At 43.2% G+C, this 26508-nt stretch carries 19 protein-coding genes; 8 read left to right on the top strand and 11 right to left on the bottom strand.

Translation table 11 applies throughout. The annotated features are described in order from the left end of the window. Positions 1-15: 15 nt before the first annotated feature. Both ACSX1H_RS03120 and ACSX1H_RS03115 read right to left on the bottom strand, forming a co-directional pair. Positions 16-1683: a hypothetical protein gene (locus ACSX1H_RS03120; RefSeq protein ID WP_439182152.1), complete on the bottom strand. Its 1668-nt coding sequence runs from the start codon at positions 1681-1683 to the stop codon at positions 16-18. 12 nt (positions 1684-1695) lie between these two features. Then, a complete protein-coding gene (locus tag ACSX1H_RS03115; RefSeq protein WP_439182151.1) occupies positions 1696-2898 on the bottom strand; it encodes a DUF4249 domain-containing protein in 1203 nt (400 codons plus the stop codon). Between the two features lie 170 nt (positions 2899-3068). Here ACSX1H_RS03115 and ACSX1H_RS03110 point away from each other — a divergent pair, with 170 nt between their 5' ends. From ACSX1H_RS03110 to ACSX1H_RS03095, 4 genes are all read left to right on the top strand, one after another. Beyond that, the gene (locus tag ACSX1H_RS03110; RefSeq protein ID WP_439182149.1) at positions 3069-3794 is read left to right on the top strand and encodes a hypothetical protein; all 726 of its coding nucleotides are present in this window, start codon (positions 3069-3071) and stop codon (positions 3792-3794) included. Positions 3795-3803: 9 nt separating this feature from the next. After that, positions 3804-6578: a TonB-dependent receptor gene (locus ACSX1H_RS03105; RefSeq protein WP_439182148.1), complete on the top strand. Its 2775-nt coding sequence runs from the start codon at positions 3804-3806 to the stop codon at positions 6576-6578. A gap of 118 nt (positions 6579-6696) precedes the next feature. Further along, positions 6697-9048 (top strand): penicillin-binding protein 1C, encoded by a 2352-nt coding sequence (gene pbpC / locus ACSX1H_RS03100; protein ID WP_439182147.1) that lies wholly within the window; start codon positions 6697-6699, stop codon positions 9046-9048. An 803-nt stretch (positions 9049-9851) separates the two neighbouring features. After that, positions 9852-11573, top strand: coding sequence for a S41 family peptidase (locus ACSX1H_RS03095; protein WP_439182146.1), 1722 nt, complete (start codon positions 9852-9854; stop codon positions 11571-11573). Between the two features lie 104 nt (positions 11574-11677). Here ACSX1H_RS03095 and ACSX1H_RS03090 read toward each other — a convergent pair whose 3' ends face one another. Together ACSX1H_RS03090 and ACSX1H_RS03085 are read right to left on the bottom strand one after the other, a co-directional pair. Further along, a complete protein-coding gene (locus ACSX1H_RS03090) occupies positions 11678-14473 on the bottom strand; it encodes an NPCBM/NEW2 domain-containing protein (RefSeq protein ID WP_439182145.1) in 2796 nt (931 codons plus the stop codon). Positions 14474-14732: 259 nt separating this feature from the next. Continuing rightward, positions 14733-15737 carry a DsbA family protein gene (locus ACSX1H_RS03085; RefSeq protein ID WP_439182144.1) on the bottom strand — a complete coding sequence of 335 codons (1005 nt, stop codon included), beginning with the start codon at positions 15735-15737 and terminating at the stop codon, positions 14733-14735. Between the two features lie 174 nt (positions 15738-15911). On the opposite strand from ACSX1H_RS03085, the gene ACSX1H_RS03080 reads away from it, so the two are divergent. Further along, the gene (locus ACSX1H_RS03080; RefSeq protein ID WP_439182143.1) at positions 15912-16292 is read left to right on the top strand and encodes a winged helix-turn-helix transcriptional regulator; all 381 of its coding nucleotides are present in this window, start codon (positions 15912-15914) and stop codon (positions 16290-16292) included. A gap of 22 nt (positions 16293-16314) precedes the next feature. Here ACSX1H_RS03080 and ACSX1H_RS03075 read toward each other — a convergent pair whose 3' ends face one another. Next, positions 16315-18015, bottom strand: a complete 1701-nt coding sequence (locus ACSX1H_RS03075) for an ATP-binding protein (RefSeq protein WP_439182142.1) — start codon at positions 18013-18015, stop codon at positions 16315-16317. 88 nt (positions 18016-18103) lie between these two features. Further along, positions 18104-18679 (bottom strand): NAD(P)H-dependent oxidoreductase, encoded by a 576-nt coding sequence (locus ACSX1H_RS03070; protein WP_439182141.1) that lies wholly within the window; start codon positions 18677-18679, stop codon positions 18104-18106. Between the two features lie 125 nt (positions 18680-18804). Between ACSX1H_RS03070 and ACSX1H_RS03065 the strand changes: the two genes are divergently transcribed. Together ACSX1H_RS03065 and ACSX1H_RS03060 are read left to right on the top strand one after the other, a co-directional pair. Continuing rightward, positions 18805-18954: a PspC domain-containing protein gene (locus tag ACSX1H_RS03065; RefSeq protein ID WP_439182140.1), complete on the top strand. Its 150-nt coding sequence runs from the start codon at positions 18805-18807 to the stop codon at positions 18952-18954. Between the two features lie 558 nt (positions 18955-19512). Continuing rightward, entirely contained in the window at positions 19513-20112 is a 600-nt protein-coding gene (locus tag ACSX1H_RS03060) for a lactoylglutathione lyase family protein (RefSeq protein ID WP_439182139.1), read from the top strand. Here ACSX1H_RS03060 and ACSX1H_RS03055 read toward each other — a convergent pair. The 4 genes from ACSX1H_RS03055 to ACSX1H_RS03040 all read right to left on the bottom strand — a co-directional run bounded on the left by ACSX1H_RS03055 (position 20088) and on the right by ACSX1H_RS03040 (position 24367). Further along, the gene (locus ACSX1H_RS03055; RefSeq protein ID WP_439182137.1) at positions 20088-20450 is read right to left on the bottom strand and encodes a winged helix-turn-helix transcriptional regulator; all 363 of its coding nucleotides are present in this window, start codon (positions 20448-20450) and stop codon (positions 20088-20090) included. The genes ACSX1H_RS03060 and ACSX1H_RS03055 overlap by 25 nt on opposite strands. Positions 20451-20548: 98 nt before the next feature. Next, on the bottom strand, positions 20549-23326 hold the full coding sequence (gene polA / locus ACSX1H_RS03050) for a DNA polymerase I (RefSeq protein WP_439182136.1): 2778 nt from the start codon (positions 23324-23326) through the stop codon (positions 20549-20551). 228 nt (positions 23327-23554) lie between these two features. Then, complete coding sequence (locus ACSX1H_RS03045) at positions 23555-24004, bottom strand: 6-pyruvoyl trahydropterin synthase family protein (RefSeq protein ID WP_439182135.1); 450 nt, start codon at positions 24002-24004, stop codon at positions 23555-23557. A 60-nt stretch (positions 24005-24064) separates the two neighbouring features. Then, the gene (locus ACSX1H_RS03040) at positions 24065-24367 is read right to left on the bottom strand and encodes an ArsR/SmtB family transcription factor (protein ID WP_439182134.1); all 303 of its coding nucleotides are present in this window, start codon (positions 24365-24367) and stop codon (positions 24065-24067) included. Between the two features lie 187 nt (positions 24368-24554). On the opposite strand from ACSX1H_RS03040, the gene ACSX1H_RS03035 reads away from it, so the two are divergent. Then, positions 24555-25529: a polyprenyl synthetase family protein gene (locus ACSX1H_RS03035; protein WP_439182133.1), complete on the top strand. Its 975-nt coding sequence runs from the start codon at positions 24555-24557 to the stop codon at positions 25527-25529. 50 nt (positions 25530-25579) lie between these two features. On the opposite strand, the gene deoC is transcribed toward ACSX1H_RS03035, so the two are convergent. Further along, the gene (gene deoC / locus ACSX1H_RS03030; protein WP_439182131.1) at positions 25580-26470 is read right to left on the bottom strand and encodes a deoxyribose-phosphate aldolase; all 891 of its coding nucleotides are present in this window, start codon (positions 26468-26470) and stop codon (positions 25580-25582) included. Positions 26471-26508: the final 38 nt, after the last annotated feature.

Below are 26508 nucleotides of genomic sequence, written 5' to 3'. Positions count from 1 at the left end.
TTAAAATTGACTTTACTATTCCACTTTGAATGATTCTAAAATAGTCTCTTTCGTACCATTTTTGTTAATGCCGGTAAGAATAAGGGTATACTCAGAAACGTCATCGCCGGTTGAGAACTCAAAGTTAATTTGCTTTTTATCTTTCAAGCCCTTATATGAAGCAAAGTACAAAGTATTTCGGTAGTCGGCTAATCTGGAATTCCTTCGGCTGACATCCGTATAATCGGGAGATGCGTAGCGATAGCTATTGAGATAACCATTATGCACCTGCCGAAATAATCGATTATCAAATTCCATATTCCCCATGTCTCCTTCACGGGTAAAAAACATGAGCAAACGCCCCAGGTTTTCATCCTGATAATAATAGTTGAGATTTAAAACTTCGATTCTATCAATATATGAGGGAGCCATCTCAAGGATGCGACTAAAATCGCTAACCGGCACGCCATCAACAAAAGTCATTGTCTTGCCTTCACTAGGATAGAGTGATTGATCTTCATAAACTTTCACATAGTATTCGCCATCTGCCTTTCTTAGATATACAAATGGAACAATTTCCCGAATCACTTCTTCCATATTTGGCAGTTCAATGTATTTGTCTATCAAGATTGTTTTCTCAGGCTGTCCGTAAAAGGCCTCGGCTCTTTGAATGGAGTCAGCCATTGCCACATCAGGTAAAAAGCTCGAATAAATAGTATTGATCTGCATGTTAACAATCGCCCTGTTGATTTCTTTGATGGTGATTGAGTCCATTATTAAATCCGGTACATTCAGGTCAGCGTATTGTCCCGAGTAGGCATCTTTTAAAGTGACTTTATAATTCAACTTAGCTGTATCGGGCGAATAGGGCTGAATAACCAGCTCTTGCTCTCCAAAACTATTGACTTCGAAAATAAAGGCTCCTGTTGAATCGGTGGTTGAAAACTTAAGAACAGGCTGTTGGCCAACAAAACTAAGCATCATCTTTTCACCAACAACCGGATGTCCGTTTTCAAGATCAGTAATGGTTCCCTCTATAATTTCCCCATTATGCTCGGGCAGCAACAATGGATCCTTGTTCAATTCTCCTTCCATACTATTCGCTGATACTGCAGACTTGTTGGGCTGATACAGACACGACTTGACGATTGACACCCCCAGCCATTGCCAATCCTGTTCCTCAACATCAATGGTTAAGTGGACGCTCTGCCGGGTTGAGTAAACTTTTTGCAAGTTGGTTAGACTAGCTGACGGGCGCGTCGCTTCATCCATCACTCGTTGATTTATTGGGGAATCCATTTTTTCAGGCAAGGAGTTACTAGCGAACGGATTAACAATAGAAACAACTGTACTTTCGAAACAATTGGGGGAAAAATTGCGCATCCACTTGGAGTAAGCTCTTAGCAAATAGTTACCGGTAGAGACGGTGTCGGGAACAGTTAACTTTGCTGTCGCCATGCCATCAGATAAGTATAGTTTCTCCTGAAGTATGGGAACATTAGCCTGGTTTAACAATTCAACATAAGCGACCCGGCTTAGGTTTGAGGGCATACTTGATTCGGTGTTAAAATTGCTTATTGTCAACCAAATATCTTCACCACCTATATATATAGTGCGATCAGTTGTCATTACAATTTGCTCTTGTGCAATAATTCTTATGCTGAACAACAAAAGAATAGTTAGGGATAAAAGTTTGTTTTTCATAGGTATGTCAGGTTAATCTTCCCAAAAATCAGGCTGTTGCAATTGTCCGGTTATGCTACAATCAGCACAAACAGGCCTTGCTAACATTAAGCCAACAACTGCAAATCCATTCTCAGCATAAATGGCATCGTTCAATTGATAGAATCCCGGAACAACTTGTTCTTCATATATCTGAAGGGCTGAGGAATAGGCAAATCCATCAACTTTAAAAGTATCTATATGACAACCGTCATCATATTTAATAATCGGTAGACCCATGTCTGAAACCGTCTCTCGGTCTATATAAATTCTTTCAGAAGCAACACTTCCACTTTGAAAGTAACCCAAAACAGGCTCCCTCGGGTTATTTACATTTTTAATATTCCCTTTAATTGAGAAAGGTTGTGTTCCAAACACATCGCCCACGTCCTCAGAAGAAATCTTTAGCTTGTTCCAAAATTCATACTCCTCTTTAGAAATACTCATTTGCTTGACATTTACACTGTAGCGCACGGTTAATTTGTCTGTTGCTTCAGAAGCCACAAAGCCCACCTTCATATCATTAATAGCTGTAGAACTCTGATTTAATGGAGAGTAAATTGAAACACCGCTAAAAGAACTACTTTTCCAACAAACCACATTGATTGGATTAATGTACTCCCAATCGTTTAACGAATAGTTGTACTGCATTTTTTCAGGAAATGGCACCATAAACTTCCAATCCTCATCGTATATCCACCTCAGGTAGGCATCTTCGGATGCAGTTCCGTCAACCAATATATCAACTCCAAATAGCTCCTCTGTTTCATCATCGTTCCACTGTTTCGCAGCTCTGTAATGTACTTTATCAATTTGAGTCGGTGGTAATAGGGTGCATGGTTTCGAAACATAGTTTTCACCCTCCCTGGTTCTGATACTTAAGATGTATGTACCTCCTACTCTGGCGAGAAACTGCTGCTTATCAGTTTCGTAGACCCCAGGACTAATTTCGGTCAATACTTCTTCATTATTGTTTTCATCGGCAATAATGACCAAAGCGCCAGATTCTACTTCGGGTTCCATATCGAGGTTAGGAACAGAACGTGAAAGATACACTTTATGATTCTTTACTTCATCGGTAATGAGGGCATCCACGACCAGTAAATCTTCATAATCAGAAACATCAACATCATAGGGCTCCAGGCAGGAAGCAAAGCTTATACACAGCAGAAATACGTAGACTGTTTTTTGAAACATTTGGAGTTAGATTAAGTGGTGTCTTCAGTTATAATAAGCTCAAATCTGCAAAAAAAAAATCAATTATGACATACCAATTTGATATAATTATTTGATTTATAACCTATAAACAATATATAATTGAAGGCTTTTTATATTTTTGTTGTAACACTTTACTAAAACAACCCCATATGCAAGACCTAACCCCATTAAGGCTATTCCTTTTTTCGCTCTTACTAATGGTGTGCGCGCCAGTGATAAGCCAAACCAACGCTTTAGCTAACGCTGATACAGCACTGTTTCTGTACCGAAAAAGTTTTGATAAAGAACTTAATTACATCAATGGCAGAGAGTACAAACCCTACCACCCCCCCTTGCAAGATAACCCATATTTAAACAAAACATCGGGGATGGGAACTATTTATATTGATGGCAAATCGTATACTAACAAGCAATTAACATATGATATTTACAAAGACCTATTGATAGTCATTCCTGACCAAATACAATTTTCTGATACATACATTCAGATAAACAAGTCTTTGATTGACTCATTTACCATCTCTTTTGACAAAGAAACCTTTCACCTTATAAATTACAAGGTCAATTACAGACCACTGGGGTTAGAGCCAGGCTTTTACGAGCGCATCCATAAATCAAATGAATCAATACTATTAGTGAAACACATTATGGCTAGCGGTGTTGACGATGCGCTTACAACCTATCGCCATGATACCAAATGGTTTCTTCTCTATGATAACCGATTTCACGATGTAAGCAGACGTAGCGAATTATTGAAACTATTTCCTGACAGCAAAAAACAGCTAAAACGAAAAATGAAATCCATTAGCTTGTCCTACAAACGAATGAATAAACACCAACTGGTCCAACTAGCTAACTACATCGACACCTTATAAGCTCCCTTTATGAAACGCCTTACCTTATTTCTACTCTTCATTCCAATCATTGCATCGTTTGCCCAAACTATAACATTACAAAGGGATTCAGTAAAATTTACCGAGCTAATTGAGCTGCTGGAAGAAGAGTCAAAATATCAGTTTTTCTACTCGCCCACCTGGACAGATAGTTTATATTTCGAAATCAACTTCAAGCAAACTCCCATCAAAGCGGCCATTCAATGGCTATCTGCAAATAGTGAACTCAACTATACCATTCTTCCACAAAAAAAAGTGGTATTCACTAAAGGTTATCAAATCAAAACAGATTACGCCCAACTATTTACCCGTTATATTAAAGACGAAGAAGCCTTTAAGACCGATTCCATCATCTACGAAGCACCACAAAAAGAAGAGGCACAAGAGCGAACTATCAGCGAAGAGTACATGCTTTTCACCATTGGCAATCAAGCAAAAACGCCCTACTCAAAGGTGGCAACTTTAAGCGGGAAAATTACAGATATCGAAAGCGGTGAACCCCTTGTTGGAACCGTTGTTTATGTAGATGATTTAAAAAACGGAACAGTTACCAATCTCTACGGACATTATTCATTTTCATTGCCTACCGGCCGTTACAAAGTAGAATACCGATCGGTGGGGATGAAAACGACTTACCGTAATATTGTTATACATTCCGACGGTTCGCTCGATGTTCGTATGAAAAGCAAGCCCACCTCACTTAAAGAAGTAACCATTACTGCTAAAAATGAAGATCCGGTAAGAAACCTACGGATGGGCATGGAAAAGATTAGTATGAAAACCCTCAAGCAATTGCCATTGGGCATGGGCGAGGCCGACGTTATAAAAACCACTCTCCTTTTGCCTGGTGTCCAAAGTGTTGGTGAAGCATCGAATGGTTTTAATGTGCGTGGAGGCAGTACGGACCAAAACCTTATCTTACTCAATGATGCCCCCATCATCAACACCTCCCATTTCTTTGGCTTCTTTTCGGGTTTCAACTCCGACATTATCAAAGACATTACTCTTTACAAGAGTGGCATTCCAGCCAAGTACGGCGGACGAGTTTCTTCGGTGATGGACATGACTGTTAAGGAAGGAAACCGCAAAGAGACCCGGCTAAACGGAGGCATTAGTCCTGTTTCGGGAAGGCTGACCCTTGAGTCGCCCATTAAAAAAGACAAAAGTTCCTTTATATTGGCTGCCCGAACCACCTACTCCGACTGGGTTCTAAAGCTACTAGATGATGCCAAACTCAAAAACAGTTCAGCCAATTTCCACGATTTACAAGGGAGTTTCTCATGGGATATCGATGACAATAACAGTGTGTATGTAACCGGCTACTATAGCCATGATGACTTTGACTATTATACAGAGGATGCCTTTGAATACAATACCATAGCCTCCACCGTCAAATGGAAACATATTTTCAGTCCCAAGCTTTTCTCAACTTTCTCGGGGATTGTGAGCAACTACGATTACACCACCGAATCACGGACCGATTCCAGCTTGCTGCATCAGATCGACTATATGCTAAATCAATACAGTTTCAAGTCTGATTTTTCTTACCATTCAAGTAAAAACCATAAGATTGATTTTGGACTAAATGCTACCTGGTACGATTTATCACCCGGAAAACAAAAGCCATCATCCACCGAATCACTCATTGCCTATAAGGAGCTGGAACATGAAAAAGCCTTGGAAGCTGCGCTATACATTAGTGATGAATTTGATCTAACACATTTCATGTCCTTGTCTGCCGGTTTGCGCTATTCTTTTTACAGCAACTTCGGTCCAAAAACACAATACAATTATGCTTCGGGGTTACCTCGTACAACCGAAAACGTAATTGATACAACACAGCATGGCAATGGCCCGGTATCCTTTTATTCAGGGCCAGAACTGCGCTTCTCATCCAATATCCGATTGAGTGGAACCAGCTCATTAAAGGTAGGCTATAACCGAATGTATCAGTACATACAGATGATCTCAAATACAGCAGCTATGGCACCAACTGATATCTGGAAACTCAGCGATAAATACCTAAAACCCCAACGTGGCGACCAATACTCCATTGGATACTATAAAAATTTCAGAAACGGAAGCATTGAGGCCTCTGTTGAAACCTACTACAAAACACTTGATAACATAATTGATTACAAAGGAGGTGCCCAATTAGTGATGAACGAACACCTGGAGACCGATGTGCTAAATGGCAAAGGAAAAGCCTATGGTGTTGAGTTAATGCTACAGAAAAAAAGAGGTAAACTCACCGGATGGGTTAACTACACCTATTCGCGCATTCTGCACAAAATTGATGGCGAGTTTGACGAAGAGCAAGTGAATAATGGCGACTACTTTCCTGCCAATTACGACAAGCCACACGATTTTAAGGTGGTGGCCAATTACAAATTTAGTCGCCGGATGAACATCTCCACGAACCTGTTTTACAGCACAGGACGACCTTTCACAGCACCTGTCGCCTATTATAATTTTGGTGGTGCCGATAAGGTGTATTACTCAGATAGAAACTCGATGCGCATGCCCGATTACATCCGCCTGGATGTGGCAGCCACTATCAACGGAAACCTGGTGGCAAAAAAACTGAACCACAGCTCTTGGACCTTTGCCGTTTACAACTTAATGGGTCGTCAGAATGCTTATAACATCTTTTTCCGTAGCGAAGGTGATCGCATTCAGGGGTATAAAATGTCCATATTTGGTCAACCCATTTTTACAGTTACCTACAACTTTAAGTTCATGGGTAACGCCAAAGACGATTTCTAGCACGAAATAATCTCAACAAGCCAAATGGATGTCCTTGTTCTTAGCAATGGCATCCATTTGTTTTTTATTACTTGTCCGTTTATTTGTTGCCCCTGGAAGTTTTATAATTTTGGAATCCATGATAAAGGCTATTAACATCCGCAAACGATACTTCTGGGCTACAGCAGGCATACTGCTCCTTGCCTACTATTTTTGTTTACCCCAACAACTGTTTGATGCGCCTTACTCAAAACTGATCAACTCGCATGATGGCCAGCTACTTTCCGCTCACATTGCCGACGACGGCCAGTGGCGGTTCGAAGCAGGTGACTCGGTTCCTTCTAAGTTTGAACAGGCCCTCCTCCTTTTCGAAGATGAATATTTCTATTACCATCCGGGATTTAACCCTGTTTCGCTGGCACGAGCTACCTGGCAAAACATCCGTGCAGGCCAGGTAAAAAGTGGAGGCAGCACACTTTCGATGCAAGTAATCCGACTGGCTTTTGATCGCGATCGTACCCTGTGGAACAAGCTGATTGAAACCATTCAGGCCACCCGACTGGAATGGCGTTATTCCAAAGAAGAGATTCTGAATTTATATGCCGCTCACGCACCTTTTGGCGGCAATGTGGTGGGCATTGAAGCAGCTGCCTGGCGTTACTATGGCCGTTCAGCTAACGAGTTATCGTGGAGCGAATCGGCACTACTTGCCGTATTGCCCAATGCACCGGCACTGATTCACCCGGGTCGCAACCGCCAGGTACTTCTGGCGAAACGCAATCGACTGCTGAAAAAACTCCATCAACATGGCGTGATTGACTCAACTGAGTACTTGCTGGCCTGCGATGAACCACTCCCCGATAAACCCATCGCCTTGCCACAGCAAGCACCTCACCTGCTCAATACCTTATGCAGCTTGTCCGGAGAAAATAGTTTCCAATCCACTATTAATCAACAAATTCAACTAACCTCAAATCAAATTATTGAAAATTTCTACAGCATCTATCGCAACAACGAAATACATAACCTGGCCGCCATCATCATTGATAACCAATCCGGTAAAGTATTGGCCTATGTGGGCAACTCATCGTTTAATACGAGCAGAGATGGGCACGACGTAGACATCATTCAGGCTAAACGCAGCACAGGCAGTACGCTCAAACCGTTTCTGTATGCCGCCGCATTAGATGAAGGCTTGCTGTTACCGCAGATGCTGCTGGCCGACATCCCCACCTATTACAGCGATTTTTCGCCTAAGAATTACAGCCGGCAGTTTGATGGGGCCGTTCCGGCTCACACAGCCCTTTCGCGCTCTTTAAACGTACCATTTGTGCGCTTGCAAAACGACTATGGCACTAATAAGTTTCATGATTTATTACAAAAACTCGAACTCAGCACCATCGATAAAGCACCTTCGCATTACGGGCTATCACTTATATTAGGTGGAGCAGAAACCACGCTGTATGAGCTATCGTCCGCTTATGCCTCCATGGCACGTTGCCTGCAGACTTACACCGCCCAATCGGGCCGCTATAACAGGGTTGATTTTCGGCAGGCACAACTTATTGATAACACAAATCCTTCAGAGACTAGTTACAGCTTTCAACCGCCGATTCTATCAGCCGCTTCCATCTATCATACCTTTGAAGCCTTAACCAATGTACAACGCCCGGAGGAAGAAACCGGGTGGGAGAATTTTTCATCGGGTCGGAAAATTGCCTGGAAAACCGGAACCAGCTTTGGGTATCGCGACGCCTGGGCAGTGGGGGTTACCCCCGAATACACCGTAGGCGTGTGGGTGGGTAACGCCAGTGGCGAAGGTCGTCCGGGAATTATAGGTGGTAGTGCGGCCGCACCCGTCCTATTTGAATTGTATCGGCAACTCCCTGCCACCTCCTGGTTCAACCAACCGTATGACGACCTGCAACCTGCTCGTATCTGCCAACAGAGTGGATACAAAGCATCGCCACATTGTCCGGATGCCGACACGGCCTACATCCCGGCCATTCAGCACGAAGCACCAATCTGCCCCTATCATCAGCTAATACACCTCGATGCCGAAAAAAAGCACCGTGTTAATGCCGATTGCTATCCACCTCACCGCATGCAACACCTTAGCTGGTTTGTTCTTCCACCTGTGATGGCCTGGTATTATCAATCGCGTAACCCTTTGTATAAACCACTTCCTCCTTTTCGAGCAGATTGCCTGGAGCAACAGCATGTTATTGACATCATCTATCCGCAGAACAATGCACAGCTCTATGTTCCCAAGGAGTTGGACGGAAATCTGGGGCGCATTGTGTGCAAAGCCACGCATCGGGAAACCTCCGCCCGCTTGTTCTGGCATTTGAACAACAAGTTTATTGGAGAAACACAATATCATCACCAGGTAGCCATTGCACCCGAGAAAGGCTGGCATACGCTTGTAATTACAGATGAAAACGGGAACTCCAGCAGACTGCGATTTGAGTGCATAGGTAAAGGAGAGTAAGCTGCTGAGTGCTGTCAATCCCCCTAACTATTTTCAAAGTTCTCTAACATTTCATACAGTCCCCCTTCGCCAAGGGGGAAAACTGTTCCTGTCGACTTTTTTAGGACGATACATTACTTACAGCAATTTATAGTGGTAGTCCGCTTCCCCGACCTCAGCAACGCAAGGCTAGTAAAGAGTTAAACGAGCACCATGCACCAGACTAAGCCTGTCCGGTTGGAGAATAAGGCTTTCTTCCCCTTTTTCAAAGGCCACCATTCCGCATTCTCTGCAACTCTCCCTTACGAGCGATTGCTTCGAAACCTTGTTTCGATTGGGGTAAGGTAAGAACGTATTGTGATTGTTGTCCACTTCCCGACCTCAGCAACGCAGATGGGGTACCCACGGTAATAAGTGGAAGAAAGCAAAATTGATACCATTTTGTAAATCCATTAAATTTTGCCTGAAACGTTTACCTGGTGGGTCATCGAGTGCTGTAGTCTTGATTCTTTTGTATCCTTTTCTCATCAAGGAGAAACAGGATAAGCCCGTCCGGCTTGAGGACAGAAGTCTGATAGTGGATGAAGTACTTTGGGGAATTGACTAAATACATCGCTTTGAGTTCAAAACAGGCCAGCAAACTAACACAACTTTAAGCCCTCTTTTTGGTTAAGGTTAAGTTAAAGTGCTGTCACACATTAGGCGGACAACTTGATTCTTTTATATGAAATATTAACTTTGTGAACCACACTAATAACAAGGGCCTTGCAGGATACAGTCATTCAGCTAGGCAACATTTCAGGTAAAAACGATAAGGACTGGATATGAATAAATTTTTAAGAACTCGCAGAGTAAGATGGATCACTGGTGCCTCGCTGGTGATGGTGATGCTGTTGGGACTGTATAGCTTCAACGATGATAAACGCAATTTCGAAGTCATAAAAAACCTCGATATCTTCTACACCCTGTTTCGTGAAGTAAACAGCTATTACGTGGACGAAACAGACCCGGAAAAATTGATTACCGAAGGCATTAACAACATGCTGGAATCATTGGACCCCTACACCACTTATATCCCCGAATCGGACATGGAAGACTTTCGCTTTATGACCACCGGGGAGTATGCGGGTATTGGCTCTTTAATTTCAAAAAGAGGCGAACACGTTGTGATTGCTGAGCCCTACGAAGGTTTTCCTGCGGCCAAGGCTGGCCTGAAAGCAGGCGATAAAATACTGGAAATAGACGGTAATAACATGGTGGGAAAAGCCACTTCGGATGTTAGCGAAAAACTGAAAGGGCCGGCAAAAACCACTTTAAAAATTAAAGTGCAACGCCCTGGCGAGAAAAAACCAATTAACATTGAACTGGAACGCCAAAAAATACAGATCAACCCAGTGCCCTACTATGGCATGGTGAACGACGAAACCGGCATTATCCAGCTCAATAACTTTACCCAGGATTGCAGCCGGGAAATAGAAAAAGCTTTTCTGGACTTACGCGATAAGCAGGGCGCCAAGAGCATTGTGCTTGACCTGAGAGCCAACCCGGGCGGCCTGCTTGATGAAGCCGTTAAGATTGTGAACCTCTTTGTACCATCAGGCTCAGAAGTGGTGAGTACACGCGGCAAAGTAAAACAGTGGGACAAAACCTATAAAGCCATGCGCCAGCCCATTGACACTGTAATGCCATTGGCGGTATTGATTAGCCGTGGCTCTGCCTCTGCTTCCGAAATTGTATCGGGTGCATTACAAGATTTGGACCGTGCAGTAGTTATTGGCCAGCGCTCCTTTGGTAAAGGACTGGTACAAACAACCCGTAACCTCTCCTACAATGCCAAGTTGAAAGTAACCACCGCCAAGTACTACATTCCATCAGGCCGTTGTATTCAGGCGCTGGATTACACCCACCGCGATGAAGATGGAGCCGTTGGCTTTGTGGCTGACTCACTCATCAGTGAATACAAAACCAAGAATGGCCGATCGGTATTTGATGGCGGGGGTATTTCGCCCGATATCATGGTGGAATCGCACAAGTATGCCAACGTTACCTTTGCTTTAGTAGTACAGCAAATGTTGTTTGACTACGCCACTGAGTTTGTACTGCGAAATAAAGACATCTCTGCACCTGAAGAATTTTCCATCTCGGAAGAAGAGTACTCGCGTTTTGTTGACTTCGTAAAAGCCAAAGAAGATTTCAAATACGAATCACTATCACAAGAGAAGTTTAAAGACCTGGTGAAAACGGCCAAACGTGAAGGTTACTACGAAAAGGCCGAAGAGGACTTTGCCGCCATGGAAGAACTCTTAAAGCTGGATGTAGAAAAGGATATGCGCCAATTTGAGGACGAAATTAAGGAGTTACTGGTGCTGGAGATAACCAAGCGTTACTACTACCAAAAAGGGTCAATTATCGCCTCTATGCAAAACGATACCGAGCTGGAAGCAGCCAAGAAGTTATTAAAGGACATGAGCGAATACAATGGCCTGTTAGATGGCTCAGTGGTCAGCCATGCCGGCGACCGTCCGTCCCGTTCTAAAAAGAGCTAAAGACATATAGGATATTTAGAAAAAGCGCTTACCGGTTGGTAAGCGCTTTTTTTAATTTTATTGACAGCCTCCATTCTTAGTCACTCTTTCAATAGCTATTCTACTTACTCAATGACTATCCAATTATACGAATTCGCAGGGATGTGTATTTTCAACTTCACCTCGTACTCTCGATTCAATTTATAGGCTTTTGCCTTCCCTTCTTTTTCGCGAATCATCGCTTTTTGGGTTAATCCGGTATAGTAAAGCGGTAACGTTATTTCTCTTTCCATATCTTCATCGCTTGGGTTGAAAAACATCGCCAGAGCTTTTTCCTTGAGCTGAGGATTAACATGCATAAACCCATCCCAGTCTTTTCCCGACGGGCGACGCAGGTGAACGAGATCGCTATTCAGAATCATACGGTACTTTTTATACCATTCAACCACACGAGCGACAAGTTCTTTGGTTTCAGGAGCGTCATAAAGCCGTGGTCCGCGGTAACAGGATTGTACACCGGAGCCATAGTTTTGCATCATCTGATTTTCATATGCACTCAAATGATCTTTCAATGGCTCAATGGTCGCAGCAGCTCCACCGCCATGGTATTGAGTCAATGGTGTAAACGTCCAGCACATGCTGGGTATTCGATCCCACAAACCATCATAAATATTCTGACGGCCCAGCACCAACTGCTGATCTCTTGGTAATGACCAGTTGACTTCACGGTAACCAATCCCTGTTTTATTGGAGCCTGAATGCACATAAAAATCAGGGATATTCATGTAAATACCTTGTCCACGCATCCACTGGTACAAGCTTTGTATCTGGGCATATTGCTTCCATTGCGAATCGCCCAAACCGGTATGGTAAGCATGAGTGGTAGAAGCGCAAACATTACCTGGATAAGAGCCATCATTTTCAAAAACACTCATCCCGGTCTTCTCATAAAACGTCCTTATTTTTCGGAAGTAATTGTATCCCCACTCACTACACAAACAGGGCGATGAACCAAAGATCATTCCACCTCGTTTACCCGTTTCAGGATTGATGACATCCACCTCTTCACTGATCCATCGGCTGGACAACAAGGAATATCCGCCCAATTCAATCCCTTTTGATTTGGCATACTCAACCAGTTTCTGGAAGTAGGCATAGTTGTTATCCGACTCATCCTCCATGTTGACCCCACTACCAAAACTCAAAATCACCATCTCATAACCTACCTCAGCACATTGGTCTATCGCTTCTTTCACCACTTTTTCTTTGGAGCTAACCAGATGCAGAAAGATAGGATTTTCGGTTGTCCAGGGCGAAATAGTCCGGTACATTTTACGAATGAACAGCCCACGTCTTTCTTTATCGTAACTATCCATTGGCGTTTCCCAGACCCGAAAGGTACTTAACGATTCACCCGGTCGTATGGCCGTTTCAGGACCCAGCGGCGGTTTCACCTCTAACAAACAAGGTGTTTGCAGTGGATAATTGGCCTGCGAGGTATACCTCGCATCTGGTTCCCAATAAGTTGTTACATCTGAGTTGCGTTGCTGCATCCCTCCAAAGGCGTAATCGGTTTCAATGTGAATATTAGGTTTGATCCACTCCTTTGGTGTTCCAACAAGACTCTCCCCTTCGACCATGGCCAGCTCCTCCAGTTTAAACTGATTGAGTTGCACCAGTAGTGGTCCATTATTCAGCACTTCCACCCACTTACTAATCGTTGGTATTCCATCGTAAAGCTCAAAATGCACCTTAACAATAATATCTTCCAGAGTAAGGGTAAAAATCAGCTCTTTGCCTGTTGGCATTTGGGTATTAGCTGCCCAACGCATTTGTTTCCAGTTCATGCGCTGCTCAATATCCTTAACTTCAAACTGCTGAAGCTGAAAAGCATTGGGTGTGGCAGTTAGCTCATCTACCCATTTCATCAGTGTATAAGCATATTCAGGCTGTTGACTCAACCCACCAATAGCATACGTTTTCCCATCAATGGTCAATGTACCCTCATTGGAAACAGCTCTTAGCAAGCTTTCGCCTGTCATTTGGTTGAAGTAATCAATTGTAGCAAGGTTCGGTGAAACTCTAAATACACGTGCCACTAAACCATTACTCAACACCAGGTCTTTATTGTTATTGGCCCGGTATACCTCTGCCTTTACTTTAGAAGGGTCAATCAACCAATCATAATCTGGTTGTGTCAGAGGCATCTTAATTTCCGATAATTTTGCCATCTGGTTGTCCAGCTGCTCTTTAATAGACTCATCCTGCTTATCAGGAGCTGAATAATCGGAAGACACAATAGAAGGCGCAATTTCAAAGTAATCGATTTGCGGACGGAGCCACACGGCATGATCGCCGCTTTGACCATCGCCAGCATCTTCAACGACAAGCTCCAGCACACCACGGCGTATGTTCATGTCAATTGATCGGGGTGCATCGCCTCGTCGCATAACTCCACTGTTATAAACCTCCTCCCCGTTATGAATCAGTTTAAAAACCACACTTCCCCGATCCGGTTTTCCATGTTCCCCTTCTATGCCAATAAATTGCTTTTGTTCTCCTGTTACCAGGTAATATACCCGCTTGCCGTCGACCAAAGGAATGGTATGTATGGCAGAATCGCTGTAGTTGATGTTTGAATCATTGAGCCCAACCATTGCCCTAAAACGACTTCCATTATTCATCCGCACTTTTATCAATGATTGCGAATGAACGCCTATCCCTTCTTTAAATACCTGGCCGGCAACAGATAATGGCTCGCCTGTTACCGACAGATTTCGCACAGGTGCACCATAAGATTGTCGGGCCAATGAAATATCCAGATCAGATAGTTTAACAACCTGTTGTGCAATACTATTAATACAAGAAGCAGCGGTGATAAAGACTGACAATAAAAGTTTAACTGTTATATTTTTTCGCATACTGTACAAAACATTAATGGGACAAAAAATTAGTAAGAAATAATAAGATACTCTTTGCCAGCAATTAAATAAAATCATGTAACAATACAAAGTTTCTTATAACGAATAAGCAAGCTGTGTTGATACAACACAAGAAAGAAACGCTTGCCGATTGGTAAGCGCTTTTTTATTTCTTATCCGAATAGTTCGTAATGGACAGCATCACTCTTTTAGTGCTCCACACCTACCTCAATACAAAACCACCACTAACAACAAGCTATCAGCGCTGCCATATGCATCCGTTTTTGGTTGATAACTGCTTTAATATACTCTGTTTGCTCAGCTGTTCCAGCAGGGCCTCTGCCTCTCTCCTGTCCATACCCGACAGCTCTGCAAATTCCCTGGCAGTAAGGGTATGGTAAATATCGAAAAGAGCTTCCCAGGAGGTATCGTAAGCTTGCTTCTGAAGCTTGCTATTCAGGGCCTGAAGGGCGGCTTCATAATCAGCATAGGGTCTTGAGCCATACACCATTTGCGTAGCTCCGGCCTGGTTTTCAAAGAACATGGTGGGGAAACCTCGCACACGGTAGGTGCGTGCCAGCTGCAAATCCTCTTCAAACAAAGCCTTCGCCTGGCCATCGTAGTCGCTCTTAAAGCGTTTCGCATCCAGTCCAACGTTGCTGGCCGCTGCCTCCAGATGCTCCCACCTGGTAATGTTCATCTTCTTCAGAAACACCATCTCTCTGATTTCGCGAAGAAAGCGGATGGCTTTTTCTGCATCCTGCTGTTGAGCGGCCTTAAAGGCTATTGATGGCGGATAGGAGGACGACAGCGGATCTTCCAGCCAAAGATCGCCATCAATGGGCATGTCATAATAGCTGCTCACCTCGTCCCAATGGTGGGCCACATCCGAGGGTTTACTGATGCCACCGCTGTTATAGTTCCAGTCAGGTAATAAGCCGCCCATGCGGTATTCTATCACTATTTGCCCGCCATACTCCAGCTTTAGTTTTCTTAGCTGTGGTTCAATCCCCCAGCACGATGAACAAATTGGATCGGTGAAATAGATCACCTTTACCATTTCCTGAGAAGGAACGGCTTTTGCTGGTTCTGCAGCTTCGCTATTCGTTGAAGGCAACTCACAAATGCCCGAGGCCGGGTCGCACAGAAGAGGGTTTACTTGTTTGCTTTCCATGTATGTATTGTTTTTTGATTGTCCGTTTACTTTTAACACAATGCCGGTTAAACTAAGGCCTACTAATAACAGAACTCGTATATACGCCATGCTTAATTCATTTTAATGGTGAACGATTGCATTCTCAACCACTTCAATAATTTGTGACAAATCTAATAGGCGCCGGCTAAATAATGGCTATGTCTTTCCTGTTGGAAAGTAGTTTCCTTTTTGAAACTATCTGCCCATTCTGTTGTTTTGTAGGAGCATCAAAAAGGTCATAACATGAAAAAGCAAGCAACCATTAATAATTCATCCACCTGCAAAACAAGAATTCAGGCTATTACCGACACCATGAGCCTGCTATCGGGCAAATGGAAGTTCCACATTGTTGGTACCCTCATTGAAGGCCATGGCATGGGGTTTATGGACTTAATGCGCGAAGTGGACGGAATTGGCACCAAAATGCTGTCAAAGGAGCTTCAGGATTTGGAGATGAACCAGCTAATCAGCCGCACCGTTCGAAACACAAAGCCTGTTACCGTGGAGTATTCGATTACCGACTATGGCAAAACCCTGGAGCCCATTATTGATGCTATAGCCAACTGGGGCATCACTTACCGCAAATCCATCAGTGGACAGGGGAACGAATCGTGCTCAGTATGAGAGATAAAAACGTATATAGCTGCTAGCTTGTTTCTTCACTGCTCTGGTAAGGCAGTTCCACATGGAACACTGTTCCCTGCGGGCGATTGGCTTCGAGCCACACACGCCCTTTAAGTACGTCCACAATTTTTTTGACTGTGGCCAACCCCAGCCCGGCCCCGCTTTCGGTATATAAGCGATGCTTGACCTGCCTGAAGGGCTCAAAAATGGCCTCTTTTTCGGCTTCATCAACCCCAATACCCGTATCCTTTACAGAAATAACGAGCCGTTCGTCGTTACACGAACCATGCAGTTCCACTTTACCTTGCGGAGTAAATTTGATGGCATTGCTGATTATATTATTGAGTATTTGCTGAATCAGCACCCGATCGCTGTTAATACGCATGCGCTTATTCTCATCATCAATATGTAACTCGAAGGAAAGCCCAGCTTGTTGAGCCAGGGGCTGCATCAGCTCATGGGTTTCGCGCAGCAAGGCATAAACATCAAATGTAGAAGGCATCACTTTTACAATGCCCGACTCCATTTTAGACAGCTGAATAATACTATCGAGAATCGACAGCAGCTGTTGTCCGCCTTTAATCATCAAAGAAGCATAGTGTATGCGGTCCTCCTTCTTTACCTGATCCATTTCAATCAGTTGGGCAAAGCCAATAATACTGTTCATGGGGGTGCGTATCTCGTGGCTGATGTTGGTAAGAAAAGCTTTCGTCAGGCGCTCACTTTCTGACGCTTTATCGCGGGCCACCACAAGCTGCTGATTCACTTCAATAAGCTCCTCCCGCTCCTGTTGTAAAGCCTTGGTTTTCTCCCGCACTAAAGCATTTAATCGACTATTAAATACAAACAGAATAATGACCACCACCAAAACAATACTCAAAACAATTAAAAGCCCATAACCCAATTGCTTACTCCAATACCCTACCGAGTAGTTATGAAACAGCCAGCGCTCATTAATCGCCTCTTTTTCGCGATCCCTTATTTTATCAATCCCTTTATTTATGATGGCGAGCAGCTCCGGCCAATCTTTTCGCACGGCTATGGAATACTCAACTGCATAGTTGGTTTCTCCGGCTACTTTTAGGTTGGTAAACCCTTCTTTTTCGATGTAATAAGAGGCCGCTGCCATACTGATAACCATGGCATCGCTCATTCCAAACGACACTTTGCGCATACCCACCAGCGGATCCGTTACATAATCGATGTGTAGCTCCGGATAGTCGGTTCGGATAAATTCATCCCACACATAATCTTTCACCACCGAGACCTCCATCCCACTCAGGTCGTCAATCGAGAGCTTTTTATCAACCCCTACCCGCGTAATTATCACGGCTCGACTAGTTAGGTAGGGCTTAGAAAAATTCATGTACCCGAGTCGCTTATCGGTCATAGCAGCCACGCCTAACACATCAACTTCGTTTTGCTGTGCCGCTTCAATGATACTGCTCCAATCACCATAGCGGATTATGGCGAAATGGAGCCCGGTCTTTTCCTCAATGAGCTGAATGTATTCCGCTCCCATCCCTTGATAGATTCCTTCCCCATCAAAAAATTCAAAAGGAGCAAATTTAGGGTCCGGCGCCAGGCGGATGTGCCCATTATACTGACTTAGCCACTCCTGCTCCGGCTGACTTAGGCTCACGACCTTTTGTGCCAGGGAGAAAAATGGTTGCGAAAGCACAAAAACTATCGCCAGCACGACCGATAAATATATCTGTTTCAAATGGTGATTTTTAAACTAAATAAATCACCCATAAATTACGTCAATATGAAACCATTAGCAACCAGTTGCTTGTGATTAACACGAATAGTTACCTGCCAGCCGCACCCAATTGTTCCACCTGCTCTAACCACTTTAATCGCTTGGCTGCTGAAGATGTTTTGAGAGGCGAAAAGGCGGTAATTTTCACTGGTTTTACCCCGCAAAAATGCAACACCCCTTTTCTCATGGCCTCATGGCCGGGTTGCTTAAAAACTAATCGATAGTACCACTTTGGCGTGTCCATGGTAACAAAGAGACGAGCCGTTTTACCCTTCAACAGCTTGTCCCAAAATACAGAGTTTTCCCGATAGCGAAACGCCCTACCGGGCAAAAACACCCTGTCAATAAACCCCTTTAACAAAGCCGGTTGTGTGCCCCACCAATTAGGATAAACAAATACCAGGTGATCGGCCGCTTTAATGGCCTCCCAGGCCTGTTGTAAATCAGGCTCCAGTTGTGTGCGCTTCCGATAGCCATGCTTCAGAATAGGTGAGAATTCCAGTTCTTCAAGGTTAATGAGTTCGCACTGAGCCACCTTATTGGCTCCTTTGAAATAACGTTGTGCTATCTCCTTGCAAAAGCTTTGAGAGTCAGGATGTCCATTGATGATCAAAATCTTTTTCATACAGTTAGTTTAGGTTTAGAAAGTTGTCTTTAAGCACTACGGGCATAATTACTGCCGGTGCACATCAAAACTACAATTTATTCCTATTTTTAGGCATTAGTTATAAATCAAAAAGATAGAACGATATGATTCTTGGTGTATCAGAATGGTTGAGCGAAAAGCTTGGATGGAGTGTGTCACTAATCCGCGTAGCATTTGTTGTGTCAGTGCTGTTTTTAGGCGCCGGATTGGGCTTGTACCTCATTTTATGGGTAGTTAAGCTGTTTTCCAAATAAGCGCTTTAAGCTTGAAGGAACTGGCAGGATCAAAAACACACCTGCCGCATTCCATTGTTATGCCAGCATTCTCCTAAATATCCAGCTCATTTTACCTGAAATACGGCTGAATAATCGTAAATCAGTTATTTAGTTAAGAACTGAAACAGCCTGCATAAGTGCTCTTAATACCCCTCCAAGCAGCCCAAATTATTCTTCAAGCAAGCTGCCTTAATAGCTGCCCCCCAAATCACCATTAAGCGTGCCGTTTTTCACATACAGACAAAGGGAAAATAGCAGACAAATGCACTTATCCTGGCACTTATTAACGACTCTCCTCTTCTGCTGCCGTTCATGCACCACACCTTATTAATTTGATTTTGAGCTATACTTCTTCATTCACACAAAGGCATTTTAACGGAGACCATGCCTAACAAGCAATTATAAATTGTTTTTTTGAGATGATAAGCCCTTGTCGCCCTTTAAAATACACACCCATGTCACTAACTGCAAACAATGTAACATCTTGTTTTTCAATATTTTTACCAATTACTTTGCCTCCTTAAAACATAGAAAACAATGAACAAAAATTTCTTAGCCCTTGTTGCTTTACTAGGGATAATTGCCATACAGGGCTATTCACAAAAAACAACAACTATGAAAACAGACGAACAGTTGGTAAAACCTTACCCCAAAACATTTTCGCACATCGGTATTACGGTGCCCGATATTGAAGCGGCCGTTCAATTTTACACCGAAGTAATGGGTTTTTATGTACTTATGGAACCCACCCTTGTGGTTGAAGAGAAGGAAACGGCAATTGGTCAGATGTGCATTGATGTGTTTGGCGAAGGTTGGGGAAGTTTTAAAATAGCTCATCTCTCATCGGGCGATAAGATTGGCTTTGAGCTCTTTGAATTCAAGCCAAGTAAAGACCTGCCTCCGACTTTTGAACCCTTTAAAACGGGCCTATTCCACTTCTCTGTGCAGGATCCTGATGTAGAAGGACTTGTTAAGAAGATTGTGGACGCGGGTGGCAAGCAACGCATGCCAATCAGAGAGTATTACCCGGGCGAGAAACCATTCCGAATGTGTTATGTAGAAGACCCCTTTGGTACCGTCTTTGAAATTTACTCGCATTCCTACGAATTACACTATTCTGCCGGAGCATATAAATGATGATTATCGGCAAAACTTTGTCCCCATCGGTTCAGTTCAAGAATGATGGGGACAAGTGATTTACCTGTATCTGTAAGGGTGTATTCAACTTTTGGTGGTACCACCGGATACACCTTTCTTGCTACTAATTCATCGTTTTCCAAGGCCCTAATTGAGTAGGTAAACATACGGTTTGAAATATCGGTAATGCTCTTTTGAAGTTCCCCCGAACGCATCGGCCCATCCTTTAAGTGATAAATAATCAGACTTTTATATTTATCACCTATCAAATGCAATGCAAAAGCCAGCGAGCAGAAAAATTCTTTTCCTTTATAGCTAATCTTTTCTTTCGGTTTCATATAGCAAGCTTGTATTTATAACTATCTCAATTCGTTTGGCAAACGCCTGATATCCAATAACCAGTTAAGGTACATTACTTCAGGCATTCTGTAAATACTTAATGCGCCTCTAACCAGTTAGTGCCCGTTCCCATATCCACATCAAACGGAACGGATAGTTTAATGGCGTGTTCCATTTCCTCTTTGACAATCGCCTTGACTTGCTCAAGCTCCGATTGCAGCACATCGAAGTTCAATTCATCGTGTACCTGCAAAATCATTTTAGAGTCTATATTTTCGTTTTTAAAGCGCTGGTGGATATTCACCATGGCTTGCTTAATAACATCGGCCGCAGTGCCCTGAATTGGCGCATTTATCGCATTACGTTCAGCCATGCCTCGTACAACCCCATTTCGGGAGTTGATGTCGCTGAGGTGACGCTTACGCCCAAAAAGCGTTTCTACATAGTTGTTTTCGCGTGCTTTAGCTATACTCTCATCCATAAAGGCTTTTACACCCGGAAAACTCTCGAAGTAGCCATCAATAATTTCTTTGGCCTCTTTGCGCGAAATGGTTAAGCGCTCGGCCAGTCCAAATGCCGAAATGCCGTAAATGATTCCGAAGTTGGCCGTCTTGGCCTTGCGGCGCATATCTGCCGTTACTTCTTCCAAAGGCACTTTAAAGGTTTTCGCTGCCGTGGCCGCGTGAATATCTTCCCCGCGATTGAAGGCATCAATCAAGTGCTGGTCGCCACTAAAATGGGCCATCAAGCGCAGCTCTACTTGCGAATAGTCGGCCGACAGAAACACATGCTCCTCGTCGGATGCAGTAAACGCCTTACGTATCTCCTTCCCGTTTTCATCGCGAATTGGAATATTCTGAAGATTAGGGTTATTGGAACTTAAACGTCCGGTTACAACAGTGGCCTGACTGTAACTGGTATGTATATGGCCTGTTTTCGAATTAATCAGTTTTGGCAAAGCCTCCACATAGGTATTCAACAGCTTGACCAAACCACGGTAATCCAGAATAGCCGGAATAATTTCATGCTTATCCTTTAGCTTTTGCAGCGTTTCTTCATTGGTGCTGTACTGTCCGCTCTTTGTCTTTTTAGCCTTTGCATCAATTTTCAGGTGCTCAAACAGCACTTCACCCACCTGTTTTGGACTCGCAATATTGAATGACAAACCAGCCAACTCTTCAATCTTTTTCTCCAAAGCAATGATTTGCTCGCGTAATTTTTCAGCGAACTCCTTCAGGGCCTCTGCATCCAGTTTCACTCCTTCGAACTCCATATCGGCAAGCACCTCAATCAATGGCATCTCGATCTCGTGAAACAGCTTCTCCACAGCACTTCCTTTGAGTTCATCCTGAAATTTATTGGCGAGCTGTAAGGTAATATCCGCATCCTCTGCCGCATAATCCAAGACCTTTTCAGGGGCCATGTCGCGCATGTTTTTTTGCTGCTTACCCTTAGGACCAACAACCGATTCATAGGAAATAGGTGAATAGTTTAGGTAAGTTTCAGCCATGAAATCCATGCCGTTTTTCAGGCCTGGATACAGAAGATGGTGCGCCACCATGGTATCAAAGTAGGGTCCTTTTACATCGATGCCATAATTTTTGAGCACCAGCATGTCGTACTTCAGGTTCTGCGCTATTTTTACGCTATTGCCATCTTCAAACACAGCTTTAAATGAAGCAATTAATTCATTATTAACCTTGCCATTAATCATGACCGGCACATAATAGGCTTCGTTGGGTTTCCACGCAAATGACATCCCCACGAGTTCGGCTTCCATAGCGTGCACTGAAGTTGTTTCTGTGTCGAAGCAAAACTGCGGTTTTGTGCTTAGCTCAGCCTTTAGTGAGGCCAATTTTTGTTCACTATCAACCAAATAATAGTGGTGCACAATATCATTAATGGTCAGCCTATTACTTGGAGCCAGCTCAACTTCCAGATTACCTGCAGGTGCAGCCATTCCAAAAAGATCGCCCTGCACAGGTGAGGTCCCAAATAACTGATTGATGCGACTTGCCAGATTCTTGAATTCCAGCTCGTCAAACAATTGATTGATCGCCTCCATATTGGGCTTATCTTTCTTCAAGGTCTCAACATCCAACTCCACAGGCACATCTAACCGAATGGTCGCTAAACGATAGGATAGCTCTACCTGGTCGCGAAAGTTGATCATGTTTTCTTTCTGCTTCCCTTTTAGCTGGTCGATATGCTCGTAAATCCCTTTAATACTGCCATAGGTTTTGATCAGATCTTTTGCCCGCTTCTCGCCTACACCGGGGCATCCGGGAATATTATCGGCCGTATCGCCCCACAAAGCCAGAATATCAATCACCTGATGGGGCTCATCGATCTCAAACTTCTCCTTCACTTCTTCAACACCCCATTTATCGATGCCGCCGCCCTTACTGCGGGGCTTATACATCACCACATTGTCTTTCACCAGCTGGGCGTAATCTTTATCCGGGGTCACCATATAGGTGGTAAAACCAGCCTGTGAAGCTTTATAAGAAAGGGTTCCGATAACATCATCGGCTTCAAAGCCATCCTTTACAATAACAGGAATGCTCATTGCCTCAATCAGCTGCTTGATGTAAGGAACTGATAGTTTAATATCTTCGGGTGTAGCCTCTCTATTGGCTTTGTACTCGGGGAATTCTTCATGCCGAAATGTTGGCCCCGACGGGTCAAATACAACGGCAATATGTGAAGGATTTTCTTTGGTTAAAATCTCCAATAAAGAGTTAGTAAACCCAAATATGGCGGAGGTATTCATTCCTTTTGAGTTGATACGTGGGCTACGTATAAAAGCATAATACGCCCTGTATATTAACGCATAAGCATCCAGCAAATACAAATCCTTCTTTTCTTCAACCATGGCTTTATCGTGTTTTTTTTGCTAAGATATAAAAAGCTATTGGCTACTGACTGATAGCTTCTGGCTTAATTTACCGCCTGTTTTACAAGACACTCATTGATAAGGATTGTTCAAAGCCTGTGTGGCTTCTTATTGGCAATAAATAAAAAGGATGGCATCCTTATTTATGGTTAAAATAAAGATGGCATCCTTTTACAATGCCAACTGCTAAGAACGGTTAGCTAGTGGTTAACAGTTATCACTTGCATACCACTCGGCATAGCTGGTGGCTGTTTCATTCAGCTTTAAACTAAATAGTTGAATATTTTCTGGTAAACGTTTTTTAATGCGTTCGGCAAAATCTACCAGCATATTTTCGCAAGTTGGCTGGTAATCAACCACCTCGTGTCGCTCGCCCATTTGGGGCAAAGCCAGCAATTGTTCCGAAGGGGCTTTTTTACTCACTACCACGGCATGATCCAAGCGGTCCACAATTTCGTCATTGACAATACTCTTTAAATCGCCAAAATCCATCACCATGCCTAATTTCGGATTATCCTCATCCTCTATTGGCTCACCAATCACTGTTACATTCAAGATGTATGAATGCCCGTGCAAATTTTTGCATAAGCCATCATAGTTCCACAAGGCATGCGCCATCTCAAACCTAAACTCCTTTGTCAGTCTTATCTTTGCCATCTTCACTACATAAAAAAAGACTGAAACCAATCAGTCTTCATATCCTTTTTTGCTGATTCGTTACTTTACAATGGTGCATTTACTCACACAATCCACTATGTTGCGTAAACTATTGTGTTTAAGGTAATAGAAGGTGTTTTTACCTTGTCTTTCGCTGGCCAAAACCCCTTTATCTTTTAAGATACCCAAATGATGAGAGGTCGTCGACTGCTCAATATCCAGTAGTTTATGGATTTCGGTCACCGTTAGTTTATTGCCATCTTCCAAATGGCTTAGTATTGCGATGCGCATTGGATGCGCAATTGCTTTCAGCATACCCGCTGCCCGGTCGAGCATCTCCGTATCTAAATCCTTAATCTTCATATTGGTCACTTTCTTTAAAACACTTACAAATGCAAATATATAACTATCTTGTTATATTACCATTACGAATATGCAAAAATATTTAAATATTTAGATAATATCAATATGATGAACTAAAAATCCTTAATTTTGTATTATTTCAACGCTTATCGCTAATTTGCGAACCCTTTACTAGAAAGTTATCATTATGTCGGATATTACTGTTATTAAAACACCCATCAAAGAGGAAATGAAGGAATTTGAACCTTTTTTTAAGGAGCAATTAAAATCCAAAATTCCTCTGCTGGATATCATCACTAATTATGTGCTTCGGCGTAAAGGAAAACAAATGCGCCCCATGCTGGTATTTCTTTCAGCTAAACTGAATGGGGAGACCTCCCAATCGAGCTACATTGCAGCGGCATTAATTGAGCTTTTGCATACCGCCACTTTAATCCACGATGATGTTGTGGACGAAACCTATCAGCGACGTGGCTTTTTCAGCATTAACGCACTCTGGAAATCAAAAGTTGCTGTACTTGTTGGAGACTTCTTTCTTTCGAAAGGACTTAGCCTATCGTTAAATACCGGACAGATAGACGTTTTGAAGGTCGTATCTAATGCAGTTAGTGAAATGGCCGAAGGTGAATTATTGCAGATTGAGAAATCGCGTAAATTGGATATTACCGAAGACGTTTACTACCAAATCATCAGAAAAAAGACGGCCACCCTGATAGCGGCATGTACGCAAGCGGGTGCCCTATCGGTTAATGCCAGCGAAGAGCAATTAACAAACATGGCCGAGTTTGGTGAAAACCTTGGTATAGCGTTTCAGATTCGTGACGATTTGTTTGACTATGAGCAAAACGGGCTGATTGGCAAACCAACTGGCAATGACATTAAAGAAAAGAAGCTGACCTTGCCACTGATATATGCGCTCAATAAAGTCGACAGAATAACCCAAAGGAATATTCTAAGACTGATTCGTCGCCACCATAAGAACGAAAAAAAGGTGCAGGAGATTATTGCCTTTGTAAAGGCGAATAACGGTATTGAATACGCCACCCAAAAAATGGAAGAGTATGCCCAGAAGGCAAAGGATAACCTGGCTCATTATGCCGATTCGGAAACAAAAACAGCCCTCTTAACCATGGTGGATTATACACTGAAAAGAAAAAAATAAACCAGCTCACGCCTCATGATTTATTGTGTGGACGTGAGCTGCTATAAACTCTAAAAATACTTTATTTCTTTTCTAAAACCACTTTCCAACTCAGCAATGTCGCTGATTAAATGATTGGCGAGGCGACTGGCCCCAATCCTGAACAGTTGATTATTCAACCACTCTGGTCCACAGATTTGCTTTACCAGGCAGTAATAGACCAACGCATCGTCGGCATTTGAGATGCCGCCAGCCGGTTTAAAGCCTATTCGCTTTCCTGTTTGCTGATAATACTCCTTAACCGCATGCAGCATAACACACGCCGCCTCAAAGGTAGCTGCCGGCTGCTGTTTTCCGGTGGAGGTTTTAATAAAGTCAGCTCCGTATTCCATGGCGATAACACTGGCAATCCATACATCCTCGGCTTTTTCGAGAGCGCCCGATTCCAGAATGACTTTCAGGTGAGCCTCGCCCATTACGCTTTTAACAGCGTTAATTTCCTCACCAACGAACTCATAATTTCCTTCCAGAAATTCGCCCACCGACATCACAATGTCAATTTCATTAGCGCCAAAATCAATGGCACGCTGTGTTTCGAGCTTTTTTACGTCCAAAAAGGTTTGGGATGAAGGAAAACCTGCCGACACCACTGCCCGTCCTATTTTGGGGTCTTTAAGCCCGGATTTAAGCACAGGCGCAAATACTGGATAAACACACATAGCCGCTACCTGGGGCACAAAATCGAAATACTGGTGTAAATCGTTTACCTTTTCAACAAAGTCCCTGATACTCTCAGCAGAATCCTCTGTATTTAAGGATGTTAAATCTATACAGTTAAATAGCTGCTTCAAAATTTCTTTATCAGCCTGGAGCGTCAGAGCTTCTTCCCGGGCCGCAGCAATACTCTGTTGAATCTTTTCGGCCGAAAGCGAAAACGGGTATTTATCCATTAATCCATCCATAATAACTAGTTAATCACCCCATTAACAGAGGTTATCAT

The organism is Carboxylicivirga taeanensis (assembly GCF_051851475.1).
In the GTDB taxonomy this organism is placed as follows: Bacteria; Bacteroidota; Bacteroidia; order Bacteroidales; family Marinilabiliaceae; genus Carboxylicivirga; species Carboxylicivirga taeanensis.
Note: the sequence above shows the minus strand (reverse complement) of the source record. Positions and strands in the feature narration are given on the sequence as shown.